We start from the raw sequence: 21,799 nt of genomic DNA on the forward strand, positions 1-21,799 counted from the left end.
TAGGAAAGGATTGAGAGAATGACAACTTTAAAGCATAGTTACCCTAATGGCGGGACATATGCTAACTCAGCAGGATTTGCGGTAAAAATAAAACCAAAAAAGAAAATGAAAGTTAGCGCATTGTACTTTTATACAAAATCCGGTGGCTCGGTAAATGCAACGCCGTGGATAAAAAACACCGCAGGTACGAAAATTTCAACGGGTTCGGCTGTAGTGATAAACACTACCTTACAATGGTGGACGTTCCCTATCACGCAAATAGAATTGCAGGCCAATACCGATTATTGGATAGGCGTAGACGGAACAAACTTCTTAGATATTTACGGGAGTGATTCAGCAGCTGTAGACTATCCAGATGTTTATTTGTATGCAAACGGAACGTACAATCCGGATTTTATCAATAACCCAACAGCAATAACAGCAGCAGACCAAAACTTAGGGCTAGAGTATTCAGTCAACGCAGTCCCGACACTTAACTTAACGTCTCCTTCCGATAATCAGACATTAGCGGAAGGAAACACAATGCTGGTTGAGGGAACGGCCGGCGACACAGATAACGGCAACGTGGTTACGGTCAAATATCGAATCAACGGCGGAACAAACAGGGCGATTGCCTCCGGAGTCTCGGATGGCAGCAGCCCTATTTCTTTTTCCAAGGCCCTCACGTACAGCAACAAGCGGCTGTTTGATGGTTCCACGGATATCGTCGGCGCCGATCTGGCCGAGGGCGTTGACCACACCCTTGCCGTATGGGCCGAGGACGACCAGGGCGGTAAGAGTGCGGAGATCACACGCAAGTTTCGCGTGATTCACAACCGGCCGCCGGTGATTAGCGGAGAAAATGCGGATCTGGGCACCATCATGACGCCGCCAAGCCGAACATACACGGTCACAGATCCGGAAAGCAATCCTTTTACCGTGACCGAGAAAATTAACGGTACCGTGATCCGCACTTTCCCGGGTGTCGCTGGCCAGGAGGAAACGATAACGATCCCCCATGATCTGTGGATCCGGCTAGACCTGGACACGCCCCACACGTTGACTGTGGAGGCAACTGACAGCAACGGTCTGACGTCGACCAGGACGTTTACCTTCACCCGGACGGAGACACATATTGAGTTTCTACTCAACTTTGACAACCCAGCTGTGGCAGCCCACTTCACTCTGGATGGCATGCCCAAACGGGTACTGGTCACTCTTGAGCGGTACTTGCCACCAGGATCATCAATCGAGAGTGTTAAGGTTTGCAACAATGCCCTCGACGCGGAGCCAACATGGGAAGATGCTACGGCAGCGGTAACAGCCGGAAGGGGTTATCTCTTCACCAACCAGACAAGAACGGCACAGGACTGGCGTATTGATATTTGGGTAGTCATCGCGAAGGGTACTGCCACTGAGCGCGCTAGATTGGACGGATTCGGAGGTGCGTTTGACTGATGAAGTTTCAAAACGTAAAGGCCATCACCCAAATTCGTGAAGATGAACTGGAAACACCAGAAGCGAAAGTCGTAAGGCTCCAAGCAGAACTGGCAGCAGAAAAAGAGGACAAGTTGACCATCATGGAAGCAACGGCTCAAGTATACGAGGAGTTGCTTGCTCTCAAGGAACAGATCGGAGGAACCCCATAGTGGCATTGATTTACTACAACCTGGTGAAAGCCGGACGACGAACAATCGATCAAGTACCAGCCAATCTTCGCGAGGAAGTGCAGGCGATGCTCGATGCAGACGCTTCTTCATAACATTGGCCTTTGGCTCATTTCCCTGAAGGGAGGTGATGGGTTCATGGTAGCAATCTATGTGGCTTTGATTATTGCCGGTCGTCGCACGTTTGAAAGCGTACCGGCGATTTTGCAACCATCGGTACAAGCCGATCTCGAGGCTCTTGGCCTTGGAACGGACGGAAAACCTCTGACATAACGCTCTTTCCAGTGGAGAGGGCTTTTTTCATGACAGCACGACAGGAGCCCACCCCGAACCGATCGGGGTTAGATAGAGAAGAGTGGGTGATGATCATGGATACATTAGAAGATCGCGTTCGCCAACTGGAGGTGAGACAGGCGATGACTGAACAACGGATGGACACGGTGGCGCAGGATGTAAAAGACATCAAAACTACACTGACCTGGTTGAACCGTTTGGCGCTGGGAGCACTTATTGCTGCGATATTGAACCTTGTCATAAAGGCGGTGTGAGCGAATGGTTACTTACAGTCAGATAGGCATCGCGCTGGCTGCTATAGCCATTCTCGCGTTGCTGGTCCTTGCCTTCAGAGCGGTCAGAAAAAGCGAAAAACTCGCTGGCTTTTGGAATGATTCGGATGGACTGTCCATTACGGACCTTATGGCCGTTTCAATCGTCGGCAGTTACATTCTGTTCCTTGTCCCTTTCGCCTACAAGATGGTGAAAGGGACGCTCACATTTAACGATATATCGTTGCTTGGTCAGGCGATCATTCCCGTAACCACTGTTCTTGGCGGCTATTTCATCGATCGTACGGCAAAAAACTTCTCAAGGCGGGGTCAAACGGCGAAAGGGGAGGATTACGATGCCCGAGTGTAGTGTTGTTGACTCCCTGCTGGCAGAGTATCGCATTACAAGTCCGTATGGCCCGCGCAAAGACCCATTTACCGGGAAGAGCGCCTTTCATACCGGTATCGACCTCGTCAAAACACACCTCGCGCCGATCTACTCCTTTACGGATGGAGTGGTCACTCACGCTAAAGAGGGTGTGTCAGGTACGGGGTATGGCGGATTTGGCGTGGTCGTCGCGGTGCAGGATCGGAGCGGGGCGACGCACCTGTATGCGCACCTACATGACGCCGCCGTCCGGGTAGGCCAGCGTGTAAAGCGCGGAGACGTGGTGGGGCGGCAAGGGAGTACGGGGCGGTCGACAGGCTCTCACCTACATTACGAGGTGAGGCGGAAGGGGTACGGGACGCACACGGACCCAATCGCGTATTTGCGGGAGCATTATGCGGCGGTGAAGGTGCCGGTAGTTGCCGCAGAACTAACGGAGAAAGCGGAGGTGGCCGTAATGGAAACGATTAAGGATTGGCAACTGCAACTCGCGGACAAGGCGATCGACAGTCTCGCGGCCAAGGCGGTATTGAATAACGCGGAAGAATGGAAGGCCCGCCTGCGTTCGGAGCCGGAAAAGGTGCGCGATGATATGGCGTGGCTGGTCTTCGTATTGACCGACCGCGCCACGAATAAACGGTAGGAGGCCGATAATATGAACGATTGGAAACGGAAACTCTCGTCCCGCAAGCTCTGGCTGGCGCTGGCCGGGTTTGTCGCGTCGGTGCTCGTCTTGTTCGGGACGGACGCGGGGGAGATCGAAAAGGTGACCGCGATGATCACCGCGCTTGGATCGGTGGTTGCGTATGTCCTCGCGGAAGGGTACGTTGATGCCCACCGCGAGAAAACGGAATAACGTTAATGCCCTCCTTCGGATTCGTCCGGGGAGGGCTATTTTGCGTTAAAATATCTGCGCGATAACCACCGCGTCTTTAATCACAATTTCGCCGTCGTCCGGGCAATCATGACGTCCTTTATAGTCACCAGCTATCACGTAGCAGTGGTCCGCCAAGAAGAACTCTCTGCAATCTTTGGAAAGATCGACTCTCCGCAAACTGTGCATACCCGGATGATAGCCGTAACCAGTTGGCGTCATGTCCCATGCGCTTGTACCCCCAAGCTCCTCCATTTGCTCATACTCTTCTGTGCCGTACTCCGGAAAGTCTCTTTCGTCTTCACGGTCTCCATTGTGGCGGCTACGTTCGCAAACTTCTCCGATCTCCCGAACCTTGTTCTCAAAACGGAGCCCGATAAACGTGTACTTGTCCTCGTTTTCCTCGTAGATATTTTTAACCAGATCGTACATCTCAACAATGTTCATCCTAAATATCCCCTTTACTTTGATTTGCCCGTCACTCCTTTGGTGTTATCTTTATTATACCGGACTATACAATAATGTATAGGGGAACGAATACGAACATATTGTGAATTTTCACGTTTCGAAGAGGTGCTTGATTGTTTCGTATCTCCAGGTTTTATCGACATCGAACGGAGGCAAGGTGCCGCGCCGGATGCGATCCGCTATAGCACCTCGCGTAACCCCGAGAGCTTTTGCAAGATCGGCCTGGGAGTAATACTCCGGTTCAATGTCCGACGGTCCATACTTACGCCCTGTGGGGCTGATTAGATTACCCCCGACTATCTGCCAGCCTGTCCATGTGCCTGTGCCTGTCCATTCACTTTTCACTTTTTTGATCCTCCAGCGCTCTAATGTAAGGTTGGTGGTATTTGATCTCAGCATCTCTTCTGGCTTTTATGGCATCGTTGATGTCCGCAAACGTACCAACGTGGTATCGCTTCCCTTTGAGGGTAATGTTGACCTCGTAATACTCTTTGCCTTTGCGGATTCTTCTGGCAACACCTTTATGTCCAGTTCGGCTATCTGATCTTACCTTTTTTGTGAGTAGCGGTACCTGCACGCCGTCAATCGTCTGCTCCTCAATCATCACTTTCCGGGCATTGAGTGCCATAGATTTACTCGAACACCCACAGGATATAGTGTCACCTCGTCGCAGGCCCGTCGCCCTAGCGGCGATTGTACCGCCGCAATCGCACTGACAAAGCCATAAGGCGTTTTGGTTCTTGGTGGCGCCTGCACGCTCAACCACAATCAACTTGCCAAACCTCTTGCCTTTTAAGTCCAGGACGTTAGAGGGCGTCTCTCCGCAGGCAACCGCACGATTTTTTCCTTCCACTCAAGAGTTGGCTTTTAGTAGCAACTGTTGTCTCTCCGCAGTCGCAATCGCAGAGCCAGGCTTCTTCGTTGCGCAGCTTCTCCGCAAGTTTCTCCCGCGCGGTCAGTCGCGTAAATTTTTGCCCAATCTCGATTCCGCGCATCATGCCACCTCGTTCGCTTCAATCCGGTGATAGTCACCGTTGGCGACGCGGATAAAGTAACGCTTGCCGTTTTCGCAGATCTCGTAGACGCCTGCCGCCAATTCCCAAGTCGTTTCGCCCCAGGCAATCGAGTTGATAAACTTGCGCTCAAACTTGTATACCGGATGAGTGCCGACGATCTTTGCCACCCAAGTCTTTTGTTTCCGGTTCGGTTCGCGCAACTCAACCGTTACGTATTTCGGCGCCCGTGATTCCGCCCACGCTTGGCGGAGAGCCAGGCTCATCCGTGCAGCGTAATCGCCTTCCAACATCCGCGCTATTTGGTGCGCTCTTTTCATCACTCTTGCTTTCATCTTTCGATCGCCTCCGTATCGTTCTTTATGTCTTTATTATACACCCACTATACATATATGTATAGGGGAACACAATAAGAACATAATGTGAACTTTTTAGATAAGCCCGAAGCAGCCTATCGGCTACCCCGGACCATCTCAACCAGCCCTCGATCAATCTGGTGGTTGTGCAGCGGGTGCGCTCGCATCGCTTCCAGAACCTTGCTGTTGTCGATCGCCAAATAGTGTTCCAAGGTTTGGACCCTCGCATGTCCACTTATCTCCTTGAGGATGAACAGATCCACTCCTTGCTTGTGCAGAAACGTCAGGCAGCTGCGCCGGAGCGCGTGGAGGCTCAGTCCGTCCTTATAGATGCCCAGGCGCTTGGTATACCCCTTAAACAGCCAGTCGATGCCCTTCCGACTGTATGCCTTGCCCTCTTGTGTCAAAAAAAGCGTCTGGTCGTCTGGACCGTGAACGAAATACTGCCGGCCGCATTTATACCGGCTGATCCCGGAACGTTTATCGCTTTTGCATGCTTCCTCGTAAACGATCCCTGTCTGCAGGTACAGCTGAAGGGCGTTGGCTAATTGTGGGATCACGGGGATCACCCGGTCTTTGCCGCCCTTACCGTCCCTTACGTGGATGTAGCTATCCTCAAAATTGACGTCATACGTTTTGAGGCTGATCAGCTCGCTGACACGCATGCCGGTAAATAAAAAGGTTGCAAAGATCGCATAATCCCGGACAGCGAATCTCCCGGTGAGCATGATTCCATCCAGAAGTGTCTTGGCCTGTTGCTCGCCCAATGTGATCGGCACGGTCCTGGGTACTTTCATTCCTTGGATGTTCTTGGCCGGGTTCTTGACGATCTCGTAATCGTCGTGGTCCACGAAATACTCGTAAAACGACCTGATCACCGATATGGCCCTGTTGACGGTACGCGGCGCCAAGCCGGCATCGACCAGGCTGAACTTGTACTCCCGGATGTCCTGCTGCCGCAACTCCAGCAAGTCACGTGTCGAGAAGTGTCCCGCAAACCGCCGCAGATCGGTCTCATACCCGACCAAGGTTTTGGGGCGAGCTCCCTTGTCCGATTTCAGGTAGAGCAGATACTCGCGGAGATACAGGTCGTTGACGTTGGTTTTGACGATGCTCAGTACGTGCATGGTTGGCTTTCCTCCCTGGAATGAGTATTCCAGGTCAGCGCCCGTTGTGCTAATATGAAGTTATCAGGCGCTGCCTGGTGCCGCAAAAGTCGTTTTCTCTGTCTGCCAGGACCAGAACGGCTTTTGCTTTTTTGATGCATTTATACGGAACATTCGTTCCTATTTTGATTATAACACTTTACTATAATTAGGCAATAGTAAGTTTTAATTTTTGGGATATAAGTAAATTTACTTGATTATGTTATGTTATAAAGTTATAATCATAACAACAAAGGTAAATTTACTTGTTCGGGGGTTTGGAATATGCTTACGGTATTAGAGGTTGTGGAACGATTGAAGGTTGAAGGGATTACCAGCAGCAGACAAATGGTCCAACGCTGGGTACGAGAGGGAAAGATAGAAGCGGAGAAGCCTCAGCGGCGTAAAGACGGTTACAGGGTGTCGGAAGAATCTTTGGAAAAGTTTATCGTCTCGTGGAAAGAAAAGCATACGAAGCGCACGGCTGCTGAGTGCGAAGCAGAGATCCAGAGGTTGAAAGAGGAACTGGAGCGCTCACAGACAGAAAACGCCCGGCTGCGCGAAGAATTGGAACGGGCCGAGGAAAGGAATTCGGTTCTCACCCGCGATCTGTTTGATGCATTGGATAAGCTGGAAGGACAGAAGAAGGAGCAGGCTGTCAACTGGAAGCGCAAGTATGACCAACTGCTCAAGTCGGCTCAGGAAAGAGCAGGCAGGCTTATCGCGGCAGAGCAGGAGATCCACCTGCTCAAAAAGCAATTGCAGGATCTAAGAGAACAGAAGCCATCCCCAGTACCCGACGAGCCAGCCTTTACTGAGCGCTTCCAGTTCGACAAGAAGTAGTACGAGGTCAGGGTGTAGTCCCAGTATAACCATTTCCCTTTTTGCCCACAAAATGCCCACAATGCGCAAAATTTTTGCCCGTTTTCGCCTGTTTTGAGAAGGGTAAAAACGGGCAATCGAAATTGCCGAGAAACCTTGGTGCGACGGGGTTTATCGGGTTTTGAAGGGCTCAGGCGGGCAAAGTGAGTAAACGCGAAAATAATCAAGTTCGAAATGGAAGGTTCGATCGGATAAGCGGTGTATGGATAAACAAAGACCCCTTACACATTACGGTAAGGGGTCTTCGTTATGGGCAAAGGTCCGTAAAGCCCCTCCAGATGATCACGGCGTTCGAGGGGCTATCAAGTCTACAAGGGTGTCAAGGCATTGGGACTCAAAGGCTAGTGAGGCGCTCAGTAATGGCTTCGACCTTAAAAATCCGCCGGTTCAATACCTGAATCTCTGAATCGCGGTCGTCCAGCTTGTCAGTCAGTGTTTGGAGTAGAGCGGTACGATCGGACGGTTCATTATCCTTCAGACGGATAACACTCTTTTTAATTTACGCGATGTCACGTTGTGCGGCAGACACTTTCTCGTCCAATATCCCGATACCAAGCGCCGAATGTGAACGGGAAGAGGGCTTCTTTTTGTCCCGTTTTTGCCCCTTCTCGTGCGGTTGTGTACAATAAGAGTAACGGTATAAAACGATTTTCGCTGACCGATAATGATCGCGAAGAGGAGCAGCGGAAGCGTCAGTAGTTGCACAGCTAAACATGAAAAGATCGGGGACGCACATATACATGAAAGTGGTGAAACAGTTGTATGATCACTGCTTCCGCTACTTTGGCGCAAGCGGAGAGCTGTACTTTTCGGAAGCGGCAGACGGTCTCTTGGCGGTATTTCCGCCGACCCGCGAAAGGGGCTGGTGGACCTATGTCACGCTGGAGCTCCACCCATATGGAGGAGTAGAGTGCTTGCTGTACTCCTACCAGTTTGACCGGACTTATCTCTCTCATCTGGGAGAGGTCGCCGCTCAGGTGATCGCCCGGTGGGGGGAGAAAGAGGGCAGACTGGGGAACGGAGATGTGTTCCCGCTCAGGAAACCGCTGGGTAAAGGGTCCCGTCTACAGTATTTGCTCGCGACTCCGGCAGACTATGAGGGAGAGGGCTTCGACCTGTTTACGAATGGGGCCTGTGTCGTCTGGTTTCAGATGCTTCATGCCATCTCGGAATCGGAAGCGGGCTTTTTGCAGCGGGAAGGACTGGAAGCCCTGGAAAGAAAGTTTGCGGTTGCAGGGGTCAACTCACTGGATGTCATGCGTCCCCCTGTTATATAAGGGAGCGAAGAGGATGGACGAAATACGAATGCGTGTCACCGTTGTGGTCGAGCATCAAGGGGCGATCCTGGTGATCAAGGAAAAATGCTCGGGTCAGCCCTGCTATAATTTGCCCGGGGGCAATGTCGATTATCTGGAGTCGATTCCCGACGCCACCCGCCGGGAGGTCTGGGAAGAGACCGGGCTTCTGGTCGAATTCGAGCGCATGCTGTGGCTCGATGAGCGTATCGATGGAAACGGAAAAGGGAAGCATACCATCGGAATTGGCGTGCTTGCCCGTCTGAAGGGGGAGGAGACGACGCCGATCCCGGGCGGTCTGGAGGATGAAGAGATCGAGTGGGCAGGCTGGGTGCCGCTGGAGGAATTCCGCGTCATGCCGCTGTTTAATTCGGCCCGCCGTAAGCAGGTGTTTGAGGCTTTGACACAGAGTGGCTACATGCCGCAGTATCTCGGGAATATCCTTTCATGACAAAAGCGGTCCTGTCCAAGCAGCTGCGAGACAGGGCCGCTTTTTCGCTGGGCAGGGGTGTCATCGAAGACATACGCTTTGCATGTATCCGGCTATGCAGAGTACGCCGGCGCATGACCGGGACAACAGCAGCCTCAGTTCTGCACCTCTTCGTCTTTTCCGCCGTCGCCATTAAACTTGTCCAACATCGTAATGGCGTCGATCAGGTGATTGTTAAAAATCTGGCGGGCGATTTGCAGCAGATCGATAATCATCGGATCGCGGAGGGAATAGAGGACGCGGTTTCCCTCTTTGGTACCGTAGACGATATTTTTCGCCCGCAGCACACTGAGCTGCTGGGAGACGGACGAGCCCTCCGCTCCGATCAGGGTTTGCAGCTCGTTTACATTTTTATCGCCCTCAGAGAGAAGCTCCAAGATGCGTATGCGCAGCGGGTGCGCAAGTGCTTTGAAAAAGTCGGCTTTAAACTTCTGCAATTCCAAATCCATCAAAATCCTCCCTCGATTAGGAATGAGCCACCTCTTTCTCCGGCAGACCGGACAGCTGGCGACATTCATGGAAAGCAAAATGCGTGCAGCCGCGGCACTTTTCGCGATCCAGCATGGACAAGGCCGCTGTGATGGCCTCTCCCGTATGGGAAAACATGTGTGTCTCACCTACGACCGCATGCAGCCCTGTCTTCATGAAGACTTGGCGGGGTTGATCCTGCAATCCGGAAATCAGGAGAATGCCTCCGTGCTTGTGCAGGCGGCGGCAGATCATCCGCAGATAATACTCCCCGGTGATGTCCAGGTACGGAACCTTGCCCATCCGAAGCAGCAGGACACGGGGGTGCTTCCGTACGGCAGCCATGATTTCCTTTTCAAAGACCTGGGCGGCTCCAAAAAACAGCGGCCCTTCGACCGTATAGATGCTGATTTGGGGACAATCTCGCCATTCCTGAACGGCATGCTGACGAACCTTCTGATGCTTGTCAGAGAAATCTGGCAGTACCTGGGCCACCGAGTGGACGTCGCTCATCCGTTTGACAAACAGGATGGCCGCAAGCAGCAAGCCCACTTCGACTGCCACCATCAGATTGACGAAAATGGTCAAAAGAAACGTAACCACCAGGATCAAAGAGTCGCTGGTGCGGCTTTTCAGGATATGGGCAAAGACTTTGCGCTCGCTCATGTTCCAGGCGACGACCATGAGGATGGGCGCCATGCTGGCCAATGGGATCGCGGAGGCATACGGCGCAAACAGGAGCAGGACCAAGAGGACCAACAACGCATGGATCAGACTGGAGAGGGGCGATGCGGCCCCGTTTTTGATATTGGTAGCAGTGCGCGCGATCGCTCCCGTGGCAGGAATCCCGCCGAACAAGGGGGCGACCATATTGGTGATTCCCTGTCCGATCAACTCCCGGTTGCTGTTGTGCTTGGTTCCGGTCATCCCGTCGGCCACCACAGCCGAGAGCAGCGACTCGATCCCGCCGAGCATAGCGATGACGAAAGCAGGGCCGATCATCTGCGCCACGGAGCTCCAACTGATCTCGGGCCATGCCAGGCTGGGCAACGTGCTGGGAATCGCCCCGAAGGTGGAGCCGATTGTGGCCGCTTTATCCGGGAACAGGGTGGCCGCGGCCATACTGGAGAGGACGAGACCGACCAGCGGGCCAGGCACCCGGGGGTGCAGCCTCGGCATCAAGAGAATCGCGCTGAGGCTGATGCAGGCAATCAACACACTGTAAGGGTTCACCGTGGACAGATGAAGCAGAATTTCTTTGAGGTTGGAAAGAAAATCCTCATGCCGCTCAATCCCGGATAGACCGAGGAAATTGGCGATCTGTCCAGAAAAAATGACAACGGCGATGCCGCTGGTAAAACCGATGGTAACCGAACGGGGAATGTACGTAATCAAAGAGCCAAGCCGCAAGATTCCCATTATAAATAACATAACACCGGCCAAAAATCCAGCGATTAACAGATTCTCATATCCGTAGGTAATGACAATTCCAAACAGGATCGGGATGAAGGCACCGGTGGGTCCGGAGATTTGATAGGGTGAGCCCCCGAGAAAAGCGAGGAGGATCCCGGCGATGATCGTGGTGTAGATGCCGTACTCGGGTTTCACGCCGGAAGCAATGGCAAATGCCATCCCGAGCGGAATGGCGATGACGCCAACAATCACGCCCGCGGTCAGATCCCTCTGAAAATGGCGAATGGAGTAACCGGAAAATCTGTCTAACAGGAAACGTGCCACGCAAACCCCTTCTTATCTTATTTTGTATATTTGAATTTTTAAATATACACATGTTATAACACCGGATAAGCATGACTGTCAAACCTCACATCAAATCAATCAGCGGAAGCGTCTGTCCCGCGTCTTGGCGGTCCTGTTCATCGGTTCCGGTATTTAATTTGCCTGTAAAGCGAAACGTTTTCGCTTCTGAACCGTATGAGAAATAGACACATTTTTGGAAGGGGGTGACAGAATGGGCGTGTGGGACATCATCTATTTGGTTTGTATGATTACGGGACTCGTCTATACCTTGATCACCTTGTTTTTTGGCGATGCCGCATCGGAGTGGATGGCACAGACCGAGCTGCCGGTGCTCCAGCCGATCCTTCTCGTCAGCGGACTGACGGCCTTCGGCGCGAGCGGGTTTCTGCTGAACCGGTTTACCTCCTTCTCGCCGTTGATGGTGGCTGGAATAGCTGTGTTGGCGGGAATGGTGATTGCTGTCGCCGCTTACTTTACCTGGATCAAGCCGATGGAGAATGCAGAGAGCTCCGTGGGCTACTCGATGCAGCAGCTTGCAGGCATGGTCGGAGAGGTCTTGACCACGGTGCCTGCAGACGGGCTGGGTGAAGTGATCATTTCGATGGTGAGCGGAAGGAGCAATCACATGGCAGCCAGCTTTGACAAGGAAATGATCCGCGAGGGGACGCGCGTCGTCGTGATCGATGTCCGGGATCACGTTCTGTATGTTGCCCCGCTTCAAAATTCTGAGGATAAGGAGAGCATGTGACGATGATGAATGATCCCGTTATTTTTACCGTAGTCGTGGCAGTCGTCAGCGTGTTTGTCGTGCTGGGCATTGCATTCTGGGCCCGCTACAAAACGGTCGGCGCTGATGAAGCCATGATCGTGACTGGCAGCTTTTTGGGCAGCAAAAATGTCCTGAGCGATGAGACTGGAAGGAAGATGAAAATTGTGCGAGGCGGCGGCGCTTTTATCCTGCCGATTTTCCAACAAGCCAATTTCCTCAGCCTCTTGTCGCACAAGCTGGATGTATCCACACCCGAGGTCTACACCGAACAGGGCGTTCCGGTGATGGCTGACGGCGTGGCGATTATCAAGGTAGGCGGATCGATCGATGACATCGCGACGGCCGCCGAGCAGTTCATGGGCAAAAGCGATGACGCGCTGAAGCAAGAGGCGCAGGAGGTCCTGGAAGGCTATCTGCGTGCCATTCTGGGCAGCATGACGGTCGAGGAGATCTACAAGAATCGGGAGCGTTTCGCCCAGGAAGTGCAGGCGGTAGCCGCAAAAGACCTGAAAAAGATGGGTCTCTCCGTCGTCAGCTTTACGATTAAGGATGTTCGCGATAAAAACGGCTACCTGCAAGCGCTGGGAATCCCGCAAATCGCTGCCGTGAAGAGGGACGCGATGATCTCCCAGGCGGAAGCGGACAAGGAAGCGCGGATCAAGCAGGCGCAGGCGGAGCAGGAAGCGCGCAAGGCCGAGCTGTTGAAGGAGACGCATATCGCCGAGTCGGAAAAGGAGAAGGAACTGAAGATTGCGGCGTTTAAGCAGGAGCAGGATAAAGCCCGGGCATCCGCAGACCAAGCCTATAAGCTGCAGGAAGCCGTCGCCAAGCAGCAGGTGACGGAAGAGGAAATGAAGATCGAGATCGTCCGCAAGCAAAAAGAGATTGAGCTGGAGGAAAAGGAAATTCTGCGCCGCGAGCGGCAGTATGACGCCGAGGTGAAGAAGAAGGCAGACGCCGACCGCTATGCGGTGGAGCAAGCGGCGGAAGCGGAGAAGGCGAAGAAGATCCGCGAAGCAGACGCCCTCAAGTACCGCATCGAGGCGGAGGCAAAAGCGCAGGCGGAGCAAAAGAGACTGGAAGGTCTGGCCATCGCCGAAGCGGAGAAGGCGCGCGGTACGGCGGAAGCCGAAGTGACCCGTTTGAAGCTCGAAGCGGAAGCGGAAGGGAAAGAGAAGCTGGCGCAAGCATTCGAAAAATTCGGTCAGGCCGCGGTTCTCGACATCATCGCCAAGATGCTGCCTGAACTGGCTGAGAAAATTGCCGAGCCGATGAAGGCGATCGACAAAGTGACGATCGTCGATGCCGGCGGCGGCCAGGGAGACGGTGTGAATCGCCTCAGCGGCAACGTCACGAAGCTGATGGCCCAATTGCCGGAAATGGTAAAGGATGTCTCGGGCGTGGATATGAACCGGATTATCGCCGGGTTCATGAAAGCGGAACCGAGCGATCCGGCGGCTCTCAAGCAAGCGGCGGAAAAGCTGCTCGGCAGCCAGTCCGCTTCGGAGGCGGCAGCCACTGTCGCCGCCAGCGATTCGCCACAGGCGTCTCCTGATCAGCCCGCGCAGTCCTAGGGCCGACAAAAAGCAGGGATTAGCTGCGAATGGCTGAGCCTGAGGAGTGATGGCCGAGCAACTGGAAGGGCCGCTCCACAAACCGTCCCTCCGTCCACTGGTAGAGCTTGAGTTGGGGATCTGTCTGGACCGGGCCCAAGATCCAGTAGCCGAGTTGCGGATAATGCCATCCTTCCCGATCGGCGAGCGAGGGCAGGGGCGGAGCTGTCGGATGGCTGTGCAGAACGCCCAGCCACTGCTGCCCTTCGGACTGGATCGCGCGCAGGGCGCGCAGAAAAACCGGACCGTCCCAGGAAAAGGCGACGCTGCTGGGCGTGGCGGAGGGCAGGGGAAAATGGCCGGTAATGGTGGCCTCTCTCCCCGTCAACAAAGCTGAATATTCCATCGGAAACGCCTCTTTGGCTTCGGCCAGGAGGCGTATCGCTACTTTTCCGTCCAAACATGTTTTGGTATGCTTAAACCCAAAGGGTTCGCCGAGAAGACCGGGATACACTGAACATCTACCTCCTGGAGGCTGATTGTTGATGAATCGCATTCACGTGGGGGTGTGCGGCTGGGGAGACCACCACGAACTATACACCCAGGGAGTCCGCAGCCGGGACAAGCTGTCTGTATACGCCAGCCATTTTCCCATCGTCGAGCTGGACAGCTCCTTTTACGCCATTTTACCACAAGCCCATTACCAGACCTGGGTTAGGGAGACGCCTGCCGGCTTTGGCTTTATCGTCAAACCGTTTCAGGCCATGACCAGAGCTGCTGCGCACCCTGGAGGCGGTCCACGTGCTCTGTGACGAGCCGCAGGCGGGGGCAGGCAGCGTCCCGATCGTCGAGGCGGACGAGCACAGAGATGGCGCTTGTTCGCTTCCACGGCCGCAATGTGGCCGGCTGGCGCGATCCCGGCGGGGGGCAAAACTGGAGGAGATGTCCGCTATTTGTACCGCTATTCGGTGGACGAGCTGGCAGAATGGGTGCCTCGCATCCACAGGATCGCCGCGCAGACAAAAGAAGTTTCCATCCTGTTTAACAACAACTCCGGCGGGGATGCAGTCGGGAACGCCAAGCAGTTCATGAAGATGCTGGGCGTCGATCCCACGGGACTCAACCCCCGTCAATTGGAGCTCTTCTGACCGCGAGAGAGTCAGAGGGCTTCGCGCAGAAAGAAGGGTAGCAGATGTTTTACGGATTGGCAGTCATGTTTTTGGTCATCGGCCTGTTTGCAGGGATTGTGGGCAGCATCGCAGGACTGGGCGGCGGGATGTTTTTCGTTCCGGCCCTGCTTTATTTGGGCAATGATTATCTCCCCGGCTCCGTCAGCCCGCAGGTAGCCGCCGGAACGTCATTAATCGTCATCGGCGTGACGGCCTTGTCCTCCTCGATTTCTTATCTCAAGCAGAAGCGAGTGGACATCCAAAGCGCCTTGCTCTTTTTTTTAGGCAGCGCCCCTGGTGCTATCATAGGTGTCTATTTGAATACATTATTGCCAATCAAGGCGTTTACGCTGATGTTTGGCTTGTTTCAGCTGAGCATGTTCATCTTGATGATGGTCAAAGACAAAATCAAGCCCCGCAGCATTAATTGGGAGGTCCGCCGACAATTTGTCGATTCGGATGGCGTAGAGCATGAATATGGATACAGACGCTCGGTGGTCGTCTTCGTCGCCTTTCTCGTCGGAATCACTTCTTCACTCTTTGGAGTAGGCGGCGGCATACTGATGGTCCCGGCGATGATCATCCTGTTCCGTTTTCCCCCGCATATTGCCGCAGCCACTTCCATGCTCGTCATCTTTTTCTCCGCCATGGTCGGCTCGGCTACCAATATCATCCACGATCATGTGAACTGGCTGTACGCGGCGCTGCTCGCACCCGGCGCTTGGATCGGCGGCAATCTGGGGACGCTGATCGCGAGGCGGATGAAGGGGAAAACCGTCGTTTTGCTGTTGCGGGTATTGATTTTGGGAATGGCCATTCAGATGATTGGCGAGGCGGTAATCAAATAAAGCAGCAAGGCCATACGAGAGAGAGCCGTTTTACAGGGGAGAAACCTGTGAGAAGAGGGAGGGAAGGTCGTGGCGGACACCTGTACCTTGCATATTTTGCACACCAATGATTTGCACAGCCACTTTGGCAGCATGCCGTCGATCGCATCGTGTCTCAGATTGCACCGGGAGCAATGGGAAGCCCTGGGGGAACATGTGCTGACCGTCGACATCGGCGACCATGCCGACCGGATGGACGTGAAAACAGAAGCGACCTGGGGCCAGGTAAACGTAGATGTGCTCAACCACAGCGGTTACCAGTACGTGACGATCGGCAATAACGAGGGAATCACGTTTCCCAAGGAGAAATTAGATGCCCTGTATGAGAAGGCCAGCTTTACGGTCGTGCTGGGAAATCTGTTCGAACTCGCCACGGGAGAGGTTCCGCATTGGGCGGTGAGCCACGCCATCCACCAATGGGAGGATTTGTGCGTGGGCATCTTGGGGGCAACGGCATCGTTTCCGCTCTTTTACAAAATGCTGGGCTGGGAAGCGCGAGATCCCCTCGAACAGCTGCGGCAACAGGTGGCCGCGCTCCGTCCCCACGTCGATGTGATCATCCTGATGTCCCATCTCGGCTATCCCGAAGATTGCCGGCTGGCCCGAGAGTTGGACGGAGTAGACATCATTTTGGGCGCGCACACGCATCACCAGCTGGAGCATGGAGAGCGCATCGGGAAGACGCTGATCGCGCAGACTGGGGTGCTGGGCAAAAAGGTAGGCCATGTCCGGCTGGTATGGGATCGCCAGGCCAAGCAGGTGATGGAAGCCTCTGCGGAGCTGTTTGCCTCCGAGGCGTACCTGCCGGAGCGAGAGCTGGCGGAATACCTCGCCCAAAAACAGCTGCTGACCGAAGAGATGCTGGAGCAGACAGCCGTCCAGCTCGCTGTCGATCTCGACGTCTCCTGGATGGAGGAGACCGTCTTTGGATCGGTATTGGCCGCTTCGTTGCGGAAGTGGACGAAGGCCGAGGTGGGGATGGCCAATAACGGCCTTTTGCTCGCGCCGCTTTCCAAGGGAAAGGTGAGCTATCGCGATTTGCTCCGCTGCTTGCCCCATCCGATCAAGCCTTGTGCCGTCTCACTCTCAGGCGAGCAGCTCTGGAGGTTGCTGGCGCAATCCATCCAGCCGGAGACCGTGCGGCGGGAATTGCGCGGATTCGGCTTCCGGGGGAAAGTGACAGGCTGGATGGGGATCGATGGCCTTCAGGTCTGGTACGAAGAGGGAGAGCAGCCGAGGATTACCCGAATCGAGGTAAATGGCGAACTGCTCGACAAGGAGCGGAGCTACCGGGTGGGCACCGTGGATATGTTTATGCTGAACCGCCTTTTTCCCGATCTGGCAGAGGGGGAGCACGTCCGTTTTTACCTGCCGGAGATGCTGCGCGAGATCCTCGCCCAGACATTGGGAGACGCCGAGCTGCTGGCCGCCGCCCAGAAGCCGCGGTGGTTGATGATGGCCAGCTCCTGACACAGATCGGACGCTGATCGGATGCAGATCAGTCCCGCAACTGGGGCATGCTAACAGGGAAAAAAGGAGGAGGCAGCCATGCGGTTTTTAGACGAAGTATACGAATTGTACAAAGGGCATTTCAACGGTGCGGAGGAAGACATCGTGGCCGTGATCGTCGGACTCTTGGAAGAGCAGTCGCACGAGGATCTGCTGAAGCTGGTGGCGGAAATGGACGAAGATGAGCTGTTTCATATGCTGGCGTCGTATATGGTCGAGGTCATGAAGCGCAAGGTAGCCATGGATGATGAACGGCCTTCCCCTGCTATCCTGCATTAGGCACAGACACCACTTGCGGGCGAATGACATACGATGGTAACGCGCCTGTGTGTAAAGCGAAAAGAAGGAGGAATCTCAAGATGATGGAAGTACAACCCATCCACTTTTCAGAGGGAACGGCCATCGCTGTCACGGTTCGCTTGCCCAAGACTACACTGCTGGCGGTTACAACCGATAAGGGATATATTATGTGCGGTGCCCTGGATGTCGGACTGTTAAATGAAAAACTGGCCGACCGGGAGATCATTGCCGGCAGGGCCGTCGGCGTCAAGACCATCGAGCAATTGTTGGACGCGCCGCTGGAATCGGTGACGGTCACCGCCGAGAAACTGGGCATTACGGCCGGAACCATTGGCCGAGACGCCATACGCCGGATGTTTTAATCCTGAAAACGCCTTTGTCCTTGCGACGAGGCGTTTTTTCGACATAAATCTACATCATTTGAAAAATACATGTAGAACCGGCTCGAATCGAGCTATAATAGAGTTACTTTTTGGCAGAAAGGCGAAGAATGGATAATGAGACTGCTCTCTATACATAAATGTCAGCCAGGCAATGTTCTCGCCCGCTCCGTCTACGCGGAGAACGGCACCGTTCTGGTGGGCTCGGGCGTAGAGCTGACCCAGCGCATGATCGACAGGCTGACCCAGATGAATGTCACCAATCTATACATTCAGGATAGTCGCACAGCGGATATTCAGGTGGAAGCGCCTGTATCCGAAGCAACTCGTCGGGAAGCGATGGGATTGATCAACGATGCCTTCCGGGCTTCCAGCCACAGCCCGCAAAAATGGCAGAATATGTTTGCGGACAGGCAATTCGGCCGGCAGATCCGGCAGGTGCTGAGCCAGGTGCAGGATGAGCTCAAGGGAAAAAACGCGGCGATGAACCTGCTGGCGGATGCCTGTGCGTTTGACCATTATATTTTTGCGCATTCCTTTAATGTCATGCTCTATTCCACCGCACTCGCGCTCAAATCGGATTTCGGAGAAAAAGAGCTGCTGGAGATCGGCATCGGGGCCATGCTTCACGACATCGGCAAAATGTCGATACCCGATGAGGTGCTGAAAAAGCCGGGACGCTTAACGGAAGAAGAGTTCCATGTAATGAAAAAGCATACCGAGATCGGCTTCGAGATGCTCCGGCGGCAGGAGGAGATTCCGCTCCTGGCTGCCCACTGCGCCTTTCAGCATCACGAACGGCTGGACGGAACAGGGTATCCGCGCGGGCTCAAGGAGGGAGAAATCCATCCCTACGCCAAATTGATGGCCGTCTGCGATGTCTTTGACGCCCTGACGACCCATCGCGTGTACCGTGCGCCCATGTTGCCTCACGTCGCGATGGAAATGCTGTACACAGGCGCAGGCACGCTGTTTGACAAAGGCTTCGTGGAGCGCTTCCGCGACACGATCGCGCTGTACCCGCTGGGCTTGTCCGTCGTGTTGAATACAAAGGAATCGGGCGTCGTCGTCGACTACAACAAGGGCACGCCCAGCAGGCCCGTCGTTCGCATTCTGTACGATGAACACGGCCAGCCGGTCGAGCCCTTTGAGTACGACCTGTCCAAGCGCCTCCATCTGATGATCGTCTCCTGCGACGATCTGTTTTAAAGCCATTCCTTTCGCTTGAAAATCAGATACATAACTGCACCGAGAGCGGCCATGAAAGCCAGGACGATATAGTAGCCGTGCGGCGACCGCAGCTCGGGCATGTAGTCGAAGTTCATGCCGTAGATGCCGGTCACGATGGTCAACGGCATGAAAATGGTCGTCAATGCGGTAAAGATGCGCATGATGTCGTTGGCCCGCCCCGCTACGGACGAGTGGTAGGCTTCCCGCAGGTTGCCGATTAGTTCGCGAAAGGTCTCAAAGCTCTCGACGATCTTGACTGCATCCTCCAGGAGGTCGCCAAAGTATTTTCGCAGGCGCTTGTCGATGAGCGGGAGGTCTTTTTTATGCAGCGCGTCGATCAGTTCCCGCTGGGGGAGCAGCATTTTCCGCGCGTAGAGAACCTCGCTTCTCAGCCCGATGATCTGATGAAGCTGCGTTTTTTTCGCGTTCACCAGGATCTCTTCTTCCAGCTTTTCAATCAGATCTTCTATTTTTTCGATTACGTCAAAATATCGCTCCACAATGTGATCCACCAGGTAGTAGAGAAAGGAATCCGCATGGTTGATTTCTTTTTCCCGGACGATTTGCAGCATGCGCGGCTGCAGCCCGATATCATGCTTGGTGACGGTGATGACGTAGTGGCCGCCGAGAAACAGATTCACTTCATGCAAAAAAATGTCCTGATCGGCCAATTCCACGCTGTTGATCACGATAAAATAGTGATCCTCGTATATTTCCAGCTTAGGCCGCTGCTCTTCTTCGTCGATGCAGTCCTCAATCGCCAGATCATGCAGGCCAAACAGCGGCTGCAGGATGGCCAGGTCAAACAAAGAGGCATCGATCCAGTAAAAACCGTTATTCGGCGGTGTCTGTGTCTGCTCGATATCGTCGATGAGTGTGATCAATCCGTTTTGGACAAGCCGAATCTTCATCCCTTTTGCTCCTGACAATGGTTGATGCAGCGCTGCCCCGCTCCTGTTTTGCCTGTGCCCAGATCCGGGGAAAGACGGTCGCAAGCAAATAGTCGCAAGCCATGCGCAAGGCGGATTCGCTGGGAGTACGGCGGGCAGTGCTGTGCCGATCCGTGTTCAGGCCGGACCCCTCCTCTTCCTCTTTTCTATCAGGGTATGAGGCGCCGGTTGTCCGTTAGGCCTTTGCACTTGCATATGGGACCGTCATTCACAAGTCTGGAATAGTGTGCCTCATTTGCCCTCTTTTGTTGCAAGCTGCGCAAAAACGGAGATAGACGATCCTCCTCTCTGGGCCAAATGATCCAGGAGAGGAATACCAAATACGGATGAATTATTGTATAGTTATTAAAGTAATGTGAAATAAGCATGAAGGTAAAGGAGAACATGTCCATGTGTCCGTTTTCCCGTTTGTTTGACGTGAAAGGCAAGCAGCAGAAAGACTCCTACTTCCAGCAGCGGACGGAAAAGGGAGAGTTGAAGCTGGAAAAACAGGCTGAGCTTCACAAGCAATTAGCCATGATCAGCTTGACCGAAGAAGACCTGGCTGTGGCGAAAATGCTCCAGCCGCTCATTATCCAAAATATTGATGAAATTGTCACCAAATTTTACGCCAATCTTGAGCAGGAAACCAGCTTGATGGAGATCATCGAAAAAAACAGCACCATCGACCGGTTGAAACAAACACTGACCCGCCATATTACGGAAATGTTCAGCGGCACGATCGACAGCCAGTACATCGAGCAGCGGAGCCGCATCGCAATCATGCATCTGAAGATCGGACTGGAACCCAAATGGTATATGTGCGCGTTTCAAAACCTGCTGGTCTCCATCATCGAACTGCTGGATCGCCATATTGGAGACAAGGCGGAATTCAAGCGCTCCATCATCGTGACCACAAAGATATTAAATATCGAACAGCAAATCGTACTGGAGGAATACGAGAACCAGCATGAGCAAATTCGCCAGGAAACGCAGCGCAAAAAAGACGAGCTGCGCCGCGTGCTCTCCCAATCGGCGCATGAATTGGCCGCCGTCTCGGAGGAGACGAGCGCCTCCGTCCAGCAATTGACCGAACAGTCCAACGAGGTATTGAGCTACGTCGAAAAGGGGACCCGTTTCACCGGCAAGGCCCAATCCCTCTCCGAGGAAGGAAAGGACAAGCTGGAGAATCAACAGCAGCAGATGGGATTGATTCAGCACAGCGCAGAGCGGATCGCGGCGGAGATGCGCACACTGGAAGAGATCTCGGAAAAGATTCGCGGAATCGTCGATGTGGTGACAGCGATCGCCGAACAGACCAACCTCTTGGCTCTGAATGCGGCGATTGAAGCCGCCCGGGCCGGTGAGCAGGGGCGCGGATTCGCAGTCGTCGCGGGGGAAGTCCGGAAGCTGGCCGAGCAGACCAAGCACTCTGTCTCGGGCGTAACCGAACTGATCGAAAAGACCAATGCCCAGACTGCGAGCCTGTCCGCAGTGGTAGCGGAGGTGCGGAAGCTGGTCGCATCCAGCGCGGCGATGACCAGCGAGACGAACCGGTTCTTTGACGAGATTCACGGTGCCGTCAGCGACAGTCAGGAACAGAGCAGACGGATCCAAAAAGAGCTGGAGAACTTCTTCCGCGTCATGGAGGAGATGAGCCAGGCGGTCTCACAGGTCGCTATCTCAGCCGACCAACTGTCGGAGATGACCGAAAATTTGTAGTTGCGAAAGCCAACAAGCACATC

Annotated in this window: 28 protein-coding genes and 1 pseudogene; 20 read left to right on the forward strand and 9 right to left on the reverse strand. The window is 54.0% G+C overall.

Annotated elements, in window-relative coordinates; all coding sequences use genetic code 11:
- Positions 1-18: 18 nt before the first annotated feature.
- The 8 genes from JD108_RS04675 to JD108_RS04705 are packed head-to-tail and all read left to right on the forward strand — an operon-like array spanning position 19 to position 3,435.
- On the forward strand, positions 19-1,437 hold the full coding sequence (locus tag JD108_RS04675; RefSeq protein WP_198828759.1) for an Ig-like domain-containing protein: 1,419 nt from the start codon (positions 19-21) through the stop codon (positions 1,435-1,437).
- The gene (locus tag JD108_RS04680) at positions 1,437-1,628 is read left to right on the forward strand and encodes a hypothetical protein (RefSeq protein ID WP_198828760.1); all 192 of its coding nucleotides are present in this window, start codon (positions 1,437-1,439) and stop codon (positions 1,626-1,628) included. The genes JD108_RS04675 and JD108_RS04680 overlap by 1 nt, the downstream gene beginning before the upstream one ends.
- On the forward strand, positions 1,628-1,741 hold the full coding sequence (locus JD108_RS22535) for a CD1375 family protein (protein ID WP_267459302.1): 114 nt from the start codon (positions 1,628-1,630) through the stop codon (positions 1,739-1,741). Before JD108_RS04680 ends, JD108_RS22535 begins: the two co-directional genes overlap by 1 nt.
- 43 nt (positions 1,742-1,784) lie before the next feature.
- Positions 1,785-1,919: a CD1375 family protein gene (locus JD108_RS22540; protein WP_267459303.1), complete on the forward strand. Its 135-nt coding sequence runs from the start codon at positions 1,785-1,787 to the stop codon at positions 1,917-1,919.
- 29 nt (positions 1,920-1,948) lie between these two features.
- Complete coding sequence (locus JD108_RS04690) at positions 1,949-2,194, forward strand: hemolysin XhlA family protein (RefSeq protein WP_198828762.1); 246 nt, start codon at positions 1,949-1,951, stop codon at positions 2,192-2,194.
- A 4-nt stretch (positions 2,195-2,198) separates the two neighbouring features.
- The gene (locus tag JD108_RS04695; RefSeq protein ID WP_198828763.1) at positions 2,199-2,561 is read left to right on the forward strand and encodes a hypothetical protein; all 363 of its coding nucleotides are present in this window, start codon (positions 2,199-2,201) and stop codon (positions 2,559-2,561) included.
- A complete protein-coding gene (locus JD108_RS04700) occupies positions 2,548-3,222 on the forward strand; it encodes a M23 family metallopeptidase (protein WP_198828764.1) in 675 nt (224 codons plus the stop codon). The genes JD108_RS04695 and JD108_RS04700 overlap by 14 nt, the downstream gene beginning before the upstream one ends.
- Positions 3,223-3,234: 12 nt before the next feature.
- The gene (locus tag JD108_RS04705) at positions 3,235-3,435 is read left to right on the forward strand and encodes a hypothetical protein (protein WP_198828765.1); all 201 of its coding nucleotides are present in this window, start codon (positions 3,235-3,237) and stop codon (positions 3,433-3,435) included.
- Between the two features lie 45 nt (positions 3,436-3,480).
- Here the strand turns inward: JD108_RS04705 and JD108_RS04710 are convergent, their stop codons facing one another.
- From JD108_RS04710 to JD108_RS04730, 5 genes are all read right to left on the reverse strand, one after another.
- Positions 3,481-3,900: a hypothetical protein gene (locus JD108_RS04710; RefSeq protein WP_198828766.1), complete on the reverse strand. Its 420-nt coding sequence runs from the start codon at positions 3,898-3,900 to the stop codon at positions 3,481-3,483.
- 111 nt (positions 3,901-4,011) lie between these two features.
- Entirely contained in the window at positions 4,012-4,320 is a 309-nt protein-coding gene (locus tag JD108_RS22775; RefSeq protein ID WP_407649399.1) for a helix-turn-helix domain-containing protein, read from the reverse strand.
- On the reverse strand, positions 4,256-4,693 hold the full coding sequence (locus tag JD108_RS04720) for an RNA-binding protein (RefSeq protein WP_198828768.1): 438 nt from the start codon (positions 4,691-4,693) through the stop codon (positions 4,256-4,258). Before JD108_RS04720 ends, JD108_RS22775 begins: the two co-directional genes overlap by 65 nt.
- 222 nt (positions 4,694-4,915) lie before the next feature.
- Entirely contained in the window at positions 4,916-5,269 is a 354-nt protein-coding gene (locus JD108_RS04725) for a hypothetical protein (RefSeq protein WP_198828769.1), read from the reverse strand.
- 116 nt (positions 5,270-5,385) lie between these two features.
- Positions 5,386-6,417, reverse strand: a complete 1,032-nt coding sequence (locus tag JD108_RS04730) for a tyrosine-type recombinase/integrase (protein ID WP_198828770.1) — start codon at positions 6,415-6,417, stop codon at positions 5,386-5,388.
- Between the two features lie 303 nt (positions 6,418-6,720).
- Here JD108_RS04730 and JD108_RS04735 point away from each other — a divergent pair, with 303 nt between their 5' ends.
- The 3 genes from JD108_RS04735 to JD108_RS04745 all read left to right on the forward strand — a co-directional run bounded on the left by JD108_RS04735 (position 6,721) and on the right by JD108_RS04745 (position 9,063).
- Positions 6,721-7,278, forward strand: a complete 558-nt coding sequence (locus JD108_RS04735; protein WP_198828771.1) for a helix-turn-helix domain-containing protein — start codon at positions 6,721-6,723, stop codon at positions 7,276-7,278.
- A 779-nt stretch (positions 7,279-8,057) separates the two neighbouring features.
- Positions 8,058-8,594, forward strand: coding sequence for a suppressor of fused domain protein (locus JD108_RS04740; RefSeq protein WP_198828772.1), 537 nt, complete (start codon positions 8,058-8,060; stop codon positions 8,592-8,594).
- Between the two features lie 13 nt (positions 8,595-8,607).
- Positions 8,608-9,063, forward strand: a complete 456-nt coding sequence (locus tag JD108_RS04745) for an NUDIX domain-containing protein (RefSeq protein WP_198828773.1) — start codon at positions 8,608-8,610, stop codon at positions 9,061-9,063.
- Positions 9,064-9,197: 134 nt separating this feature from the next.
- On the opposite strand, the gene JD108_RS04750 is transcribed toward JD108_RS04745, so the two are convergent.
- Together JD108_RS04750 and JD108_RS04755 are read right to left on the reverse strand one after the other, a co-directional pair.
- The gene (locus JD108_RS04750) at positions 9,198-9,551 is read right to left on the reverse strand and encodes an ArsR/SmtB family transcription factor (protein WP_198828774.1); all 354 of its coding nucleotides are present in this window, start codon (positions 9,549-9,551) and stop codon (positions 9,198-9,200) included.
- A 16-nt stretch (positions 9,552-9,567) separates the two neighbouring features.
- Positions 9,568-11,307: a SulP family inorganic anion transporter gene (locus JD108_RS04755; RefSeq protein WP_198828775.1), complete on the reverse strand. Its 1,740-nt coding sequence runs from the start codon at positions 11,305-11,307 to the stop codon at positions 9,568-9,570.
- A gap of 232 nt (positions 11,308-11,539) precedes the next feature.
- Here JD108_RS04755 and JD108_RS04760 point away from each other — a divergent pair, with 232 nt between their 5' ends.
- The gene (locus JD108_RS04760; protein WP_198828776.1) at positions 11,540-12,076 is read left to right on the forward strand and encodes an NfeD family membrane protein; all 537 of its coding nucleotides are present in this window, start codon (positions 11,540-11,542) and stop codon (positions 12,074-12,076) included.
- A gap of 5 nt (positions 12,077-12,081) precedes the next feature.
- The gene (locus JD108_RS04765; RefSeq protein ID WP_198829989.1) at positions 12,082-13,671 is read left to right on the forward strand and encodes a flotillin lipid rafts scaffold protein FloT; all 1,590 of its coding nucleotides are present in this window, start codon (positions 12,082-12,084) and stop codon (positions 13,669-13,671) included.
- A 19-nt stretch (positions 13,672-13,690) separates the two neighbouring features.
- Here the strand turns inward: JD108_RS04765 and JD108_RS04770 are convergent, their stop codons facing one another.
- Positions 13,691-14,164, reverse strand: a complete 474-nt coding sequence (locus tag JD108_RS04770) for a M67 family metallopeptidase (RefSeq protein WP_198828777.1) — start codon at positions 14,162-14,164, stop codon at positions 13,691-13,693.
- A 31-nt stretch (positions 14,165-14,195) separates the two neighbouring features.
- On the opposite strand from JD108_RS04770, the pseudogene JD108_RS04775 reads away from it, so the two are divergent.
- The 6 genes and pseudogenes from JD108_RS04775 (at position 14,196) to JD108_RS04800 (ending at position 19,104) form a co-directional block, all read left to right on the forward strand.
- Positions 14,196-14,798: pseudogene (locus JD108_RS04775) on the forward strand (DUF72 domain-containing protein).
- A gap of 44 nt (positions 14,799-14,842) precedes the next feature.
- Entirely contained in the window at positions 14,843-15,667 is an 825-nt protein-coding gene (locus JD108_RS04780) for a sulfite exporter TauE/SafE family protein (protein WP_198828778.1), read from the forward strand.
- A gap of 69 nt (positions 15,668-15,736) precedes the next feature.
- The gene (locus JD108_RS04785; protein ID WP_198828779.1) at positions 15,737-17,176 is read left to right on the forward strand and encodes a bifunctional metallophosphatase/5'-nucleotidase; all 1,440 of its coding nucleotides are present in this window, start codon (positions 15,737-15,739) and stop codon (positions 17,174-17,176) included.
- Between the two features lie 78 nt (positions 17,177-17,254).
- Complete coding sequence (locus JD108_RS04790) at positions 17,255-17,494, forward strand: DUF6154 family protein (protein ID WP_198828780.1); 240 nt, start codon at positions 17,255-17,257, stop codon at positions 17,492-17,494.
- Positions 17,495-17,574: 80 nt separating this feature from the next.
- A complete protein-coding gene (locus tag JD108_RS04795; protein WP_198828781.1) occupies positions 17,575-17,877 on the forward strand; it encodes a YunC family protein in 303 nt (100 codons plus the stop codon).
- 135 nt (positions 17,878-18,012) lie between these two features.
- A complete protein-coding gene (locus JD108_RS04800; RefSeq protein WP_198828782.1) occupies positions 18,013-19,104 on the forward strand; it encodes an HD-GYP domain-containing protein in 1,092 nt (363 codons plus the stop codon).
- On the opposite strand, the gene corA is transcribed toward JD108_RS04800, so the two are convergent.
- Positions 19,101-20,036 carry a magnesium/cobalt transporter CorA gene (gene corA / locus JD108_RS04805; protein ID WP_198828783.1) on the reverse strand — a complete coding sequence of 312 codons (936 nt, stop codon included), beginning with the start codon at positions 20,034-20,036 and terminating at the stop codon, positions 19,101-19,103. The two genes, JD108_RS04800 and corA, sit on opposite strands and share 4 nt — an antisense overlap.
- A 423-nt stretch (positions 20,037-20,459) precedes the next feature.
- Between corA and JD108_RS04810 the strand changes: the two genes are divergently transcribed.
- On the forward strand, positions 20,460-21,776 hold the full coding sequence (locus JD108_RS04810; protein ID WP_198829990.1) for a globin-coupled sensor protein: 1,317 nt from the start codon (positions 20,460-20,462) through the stop codon (positions 21,774-21,776).
- Positions 21,777-21,799 lie beyond the last annotated feature (23 nt).

Origin of the sequence: Brevibacillus composti (assembly GCF_016406105.1) — a bacterium.
Lineage (GTDB): Bacteria > Bacillota > Bacilli > Brevibacillales > Brevibacillaceae > Brevibacillus > Brevibacillus composti.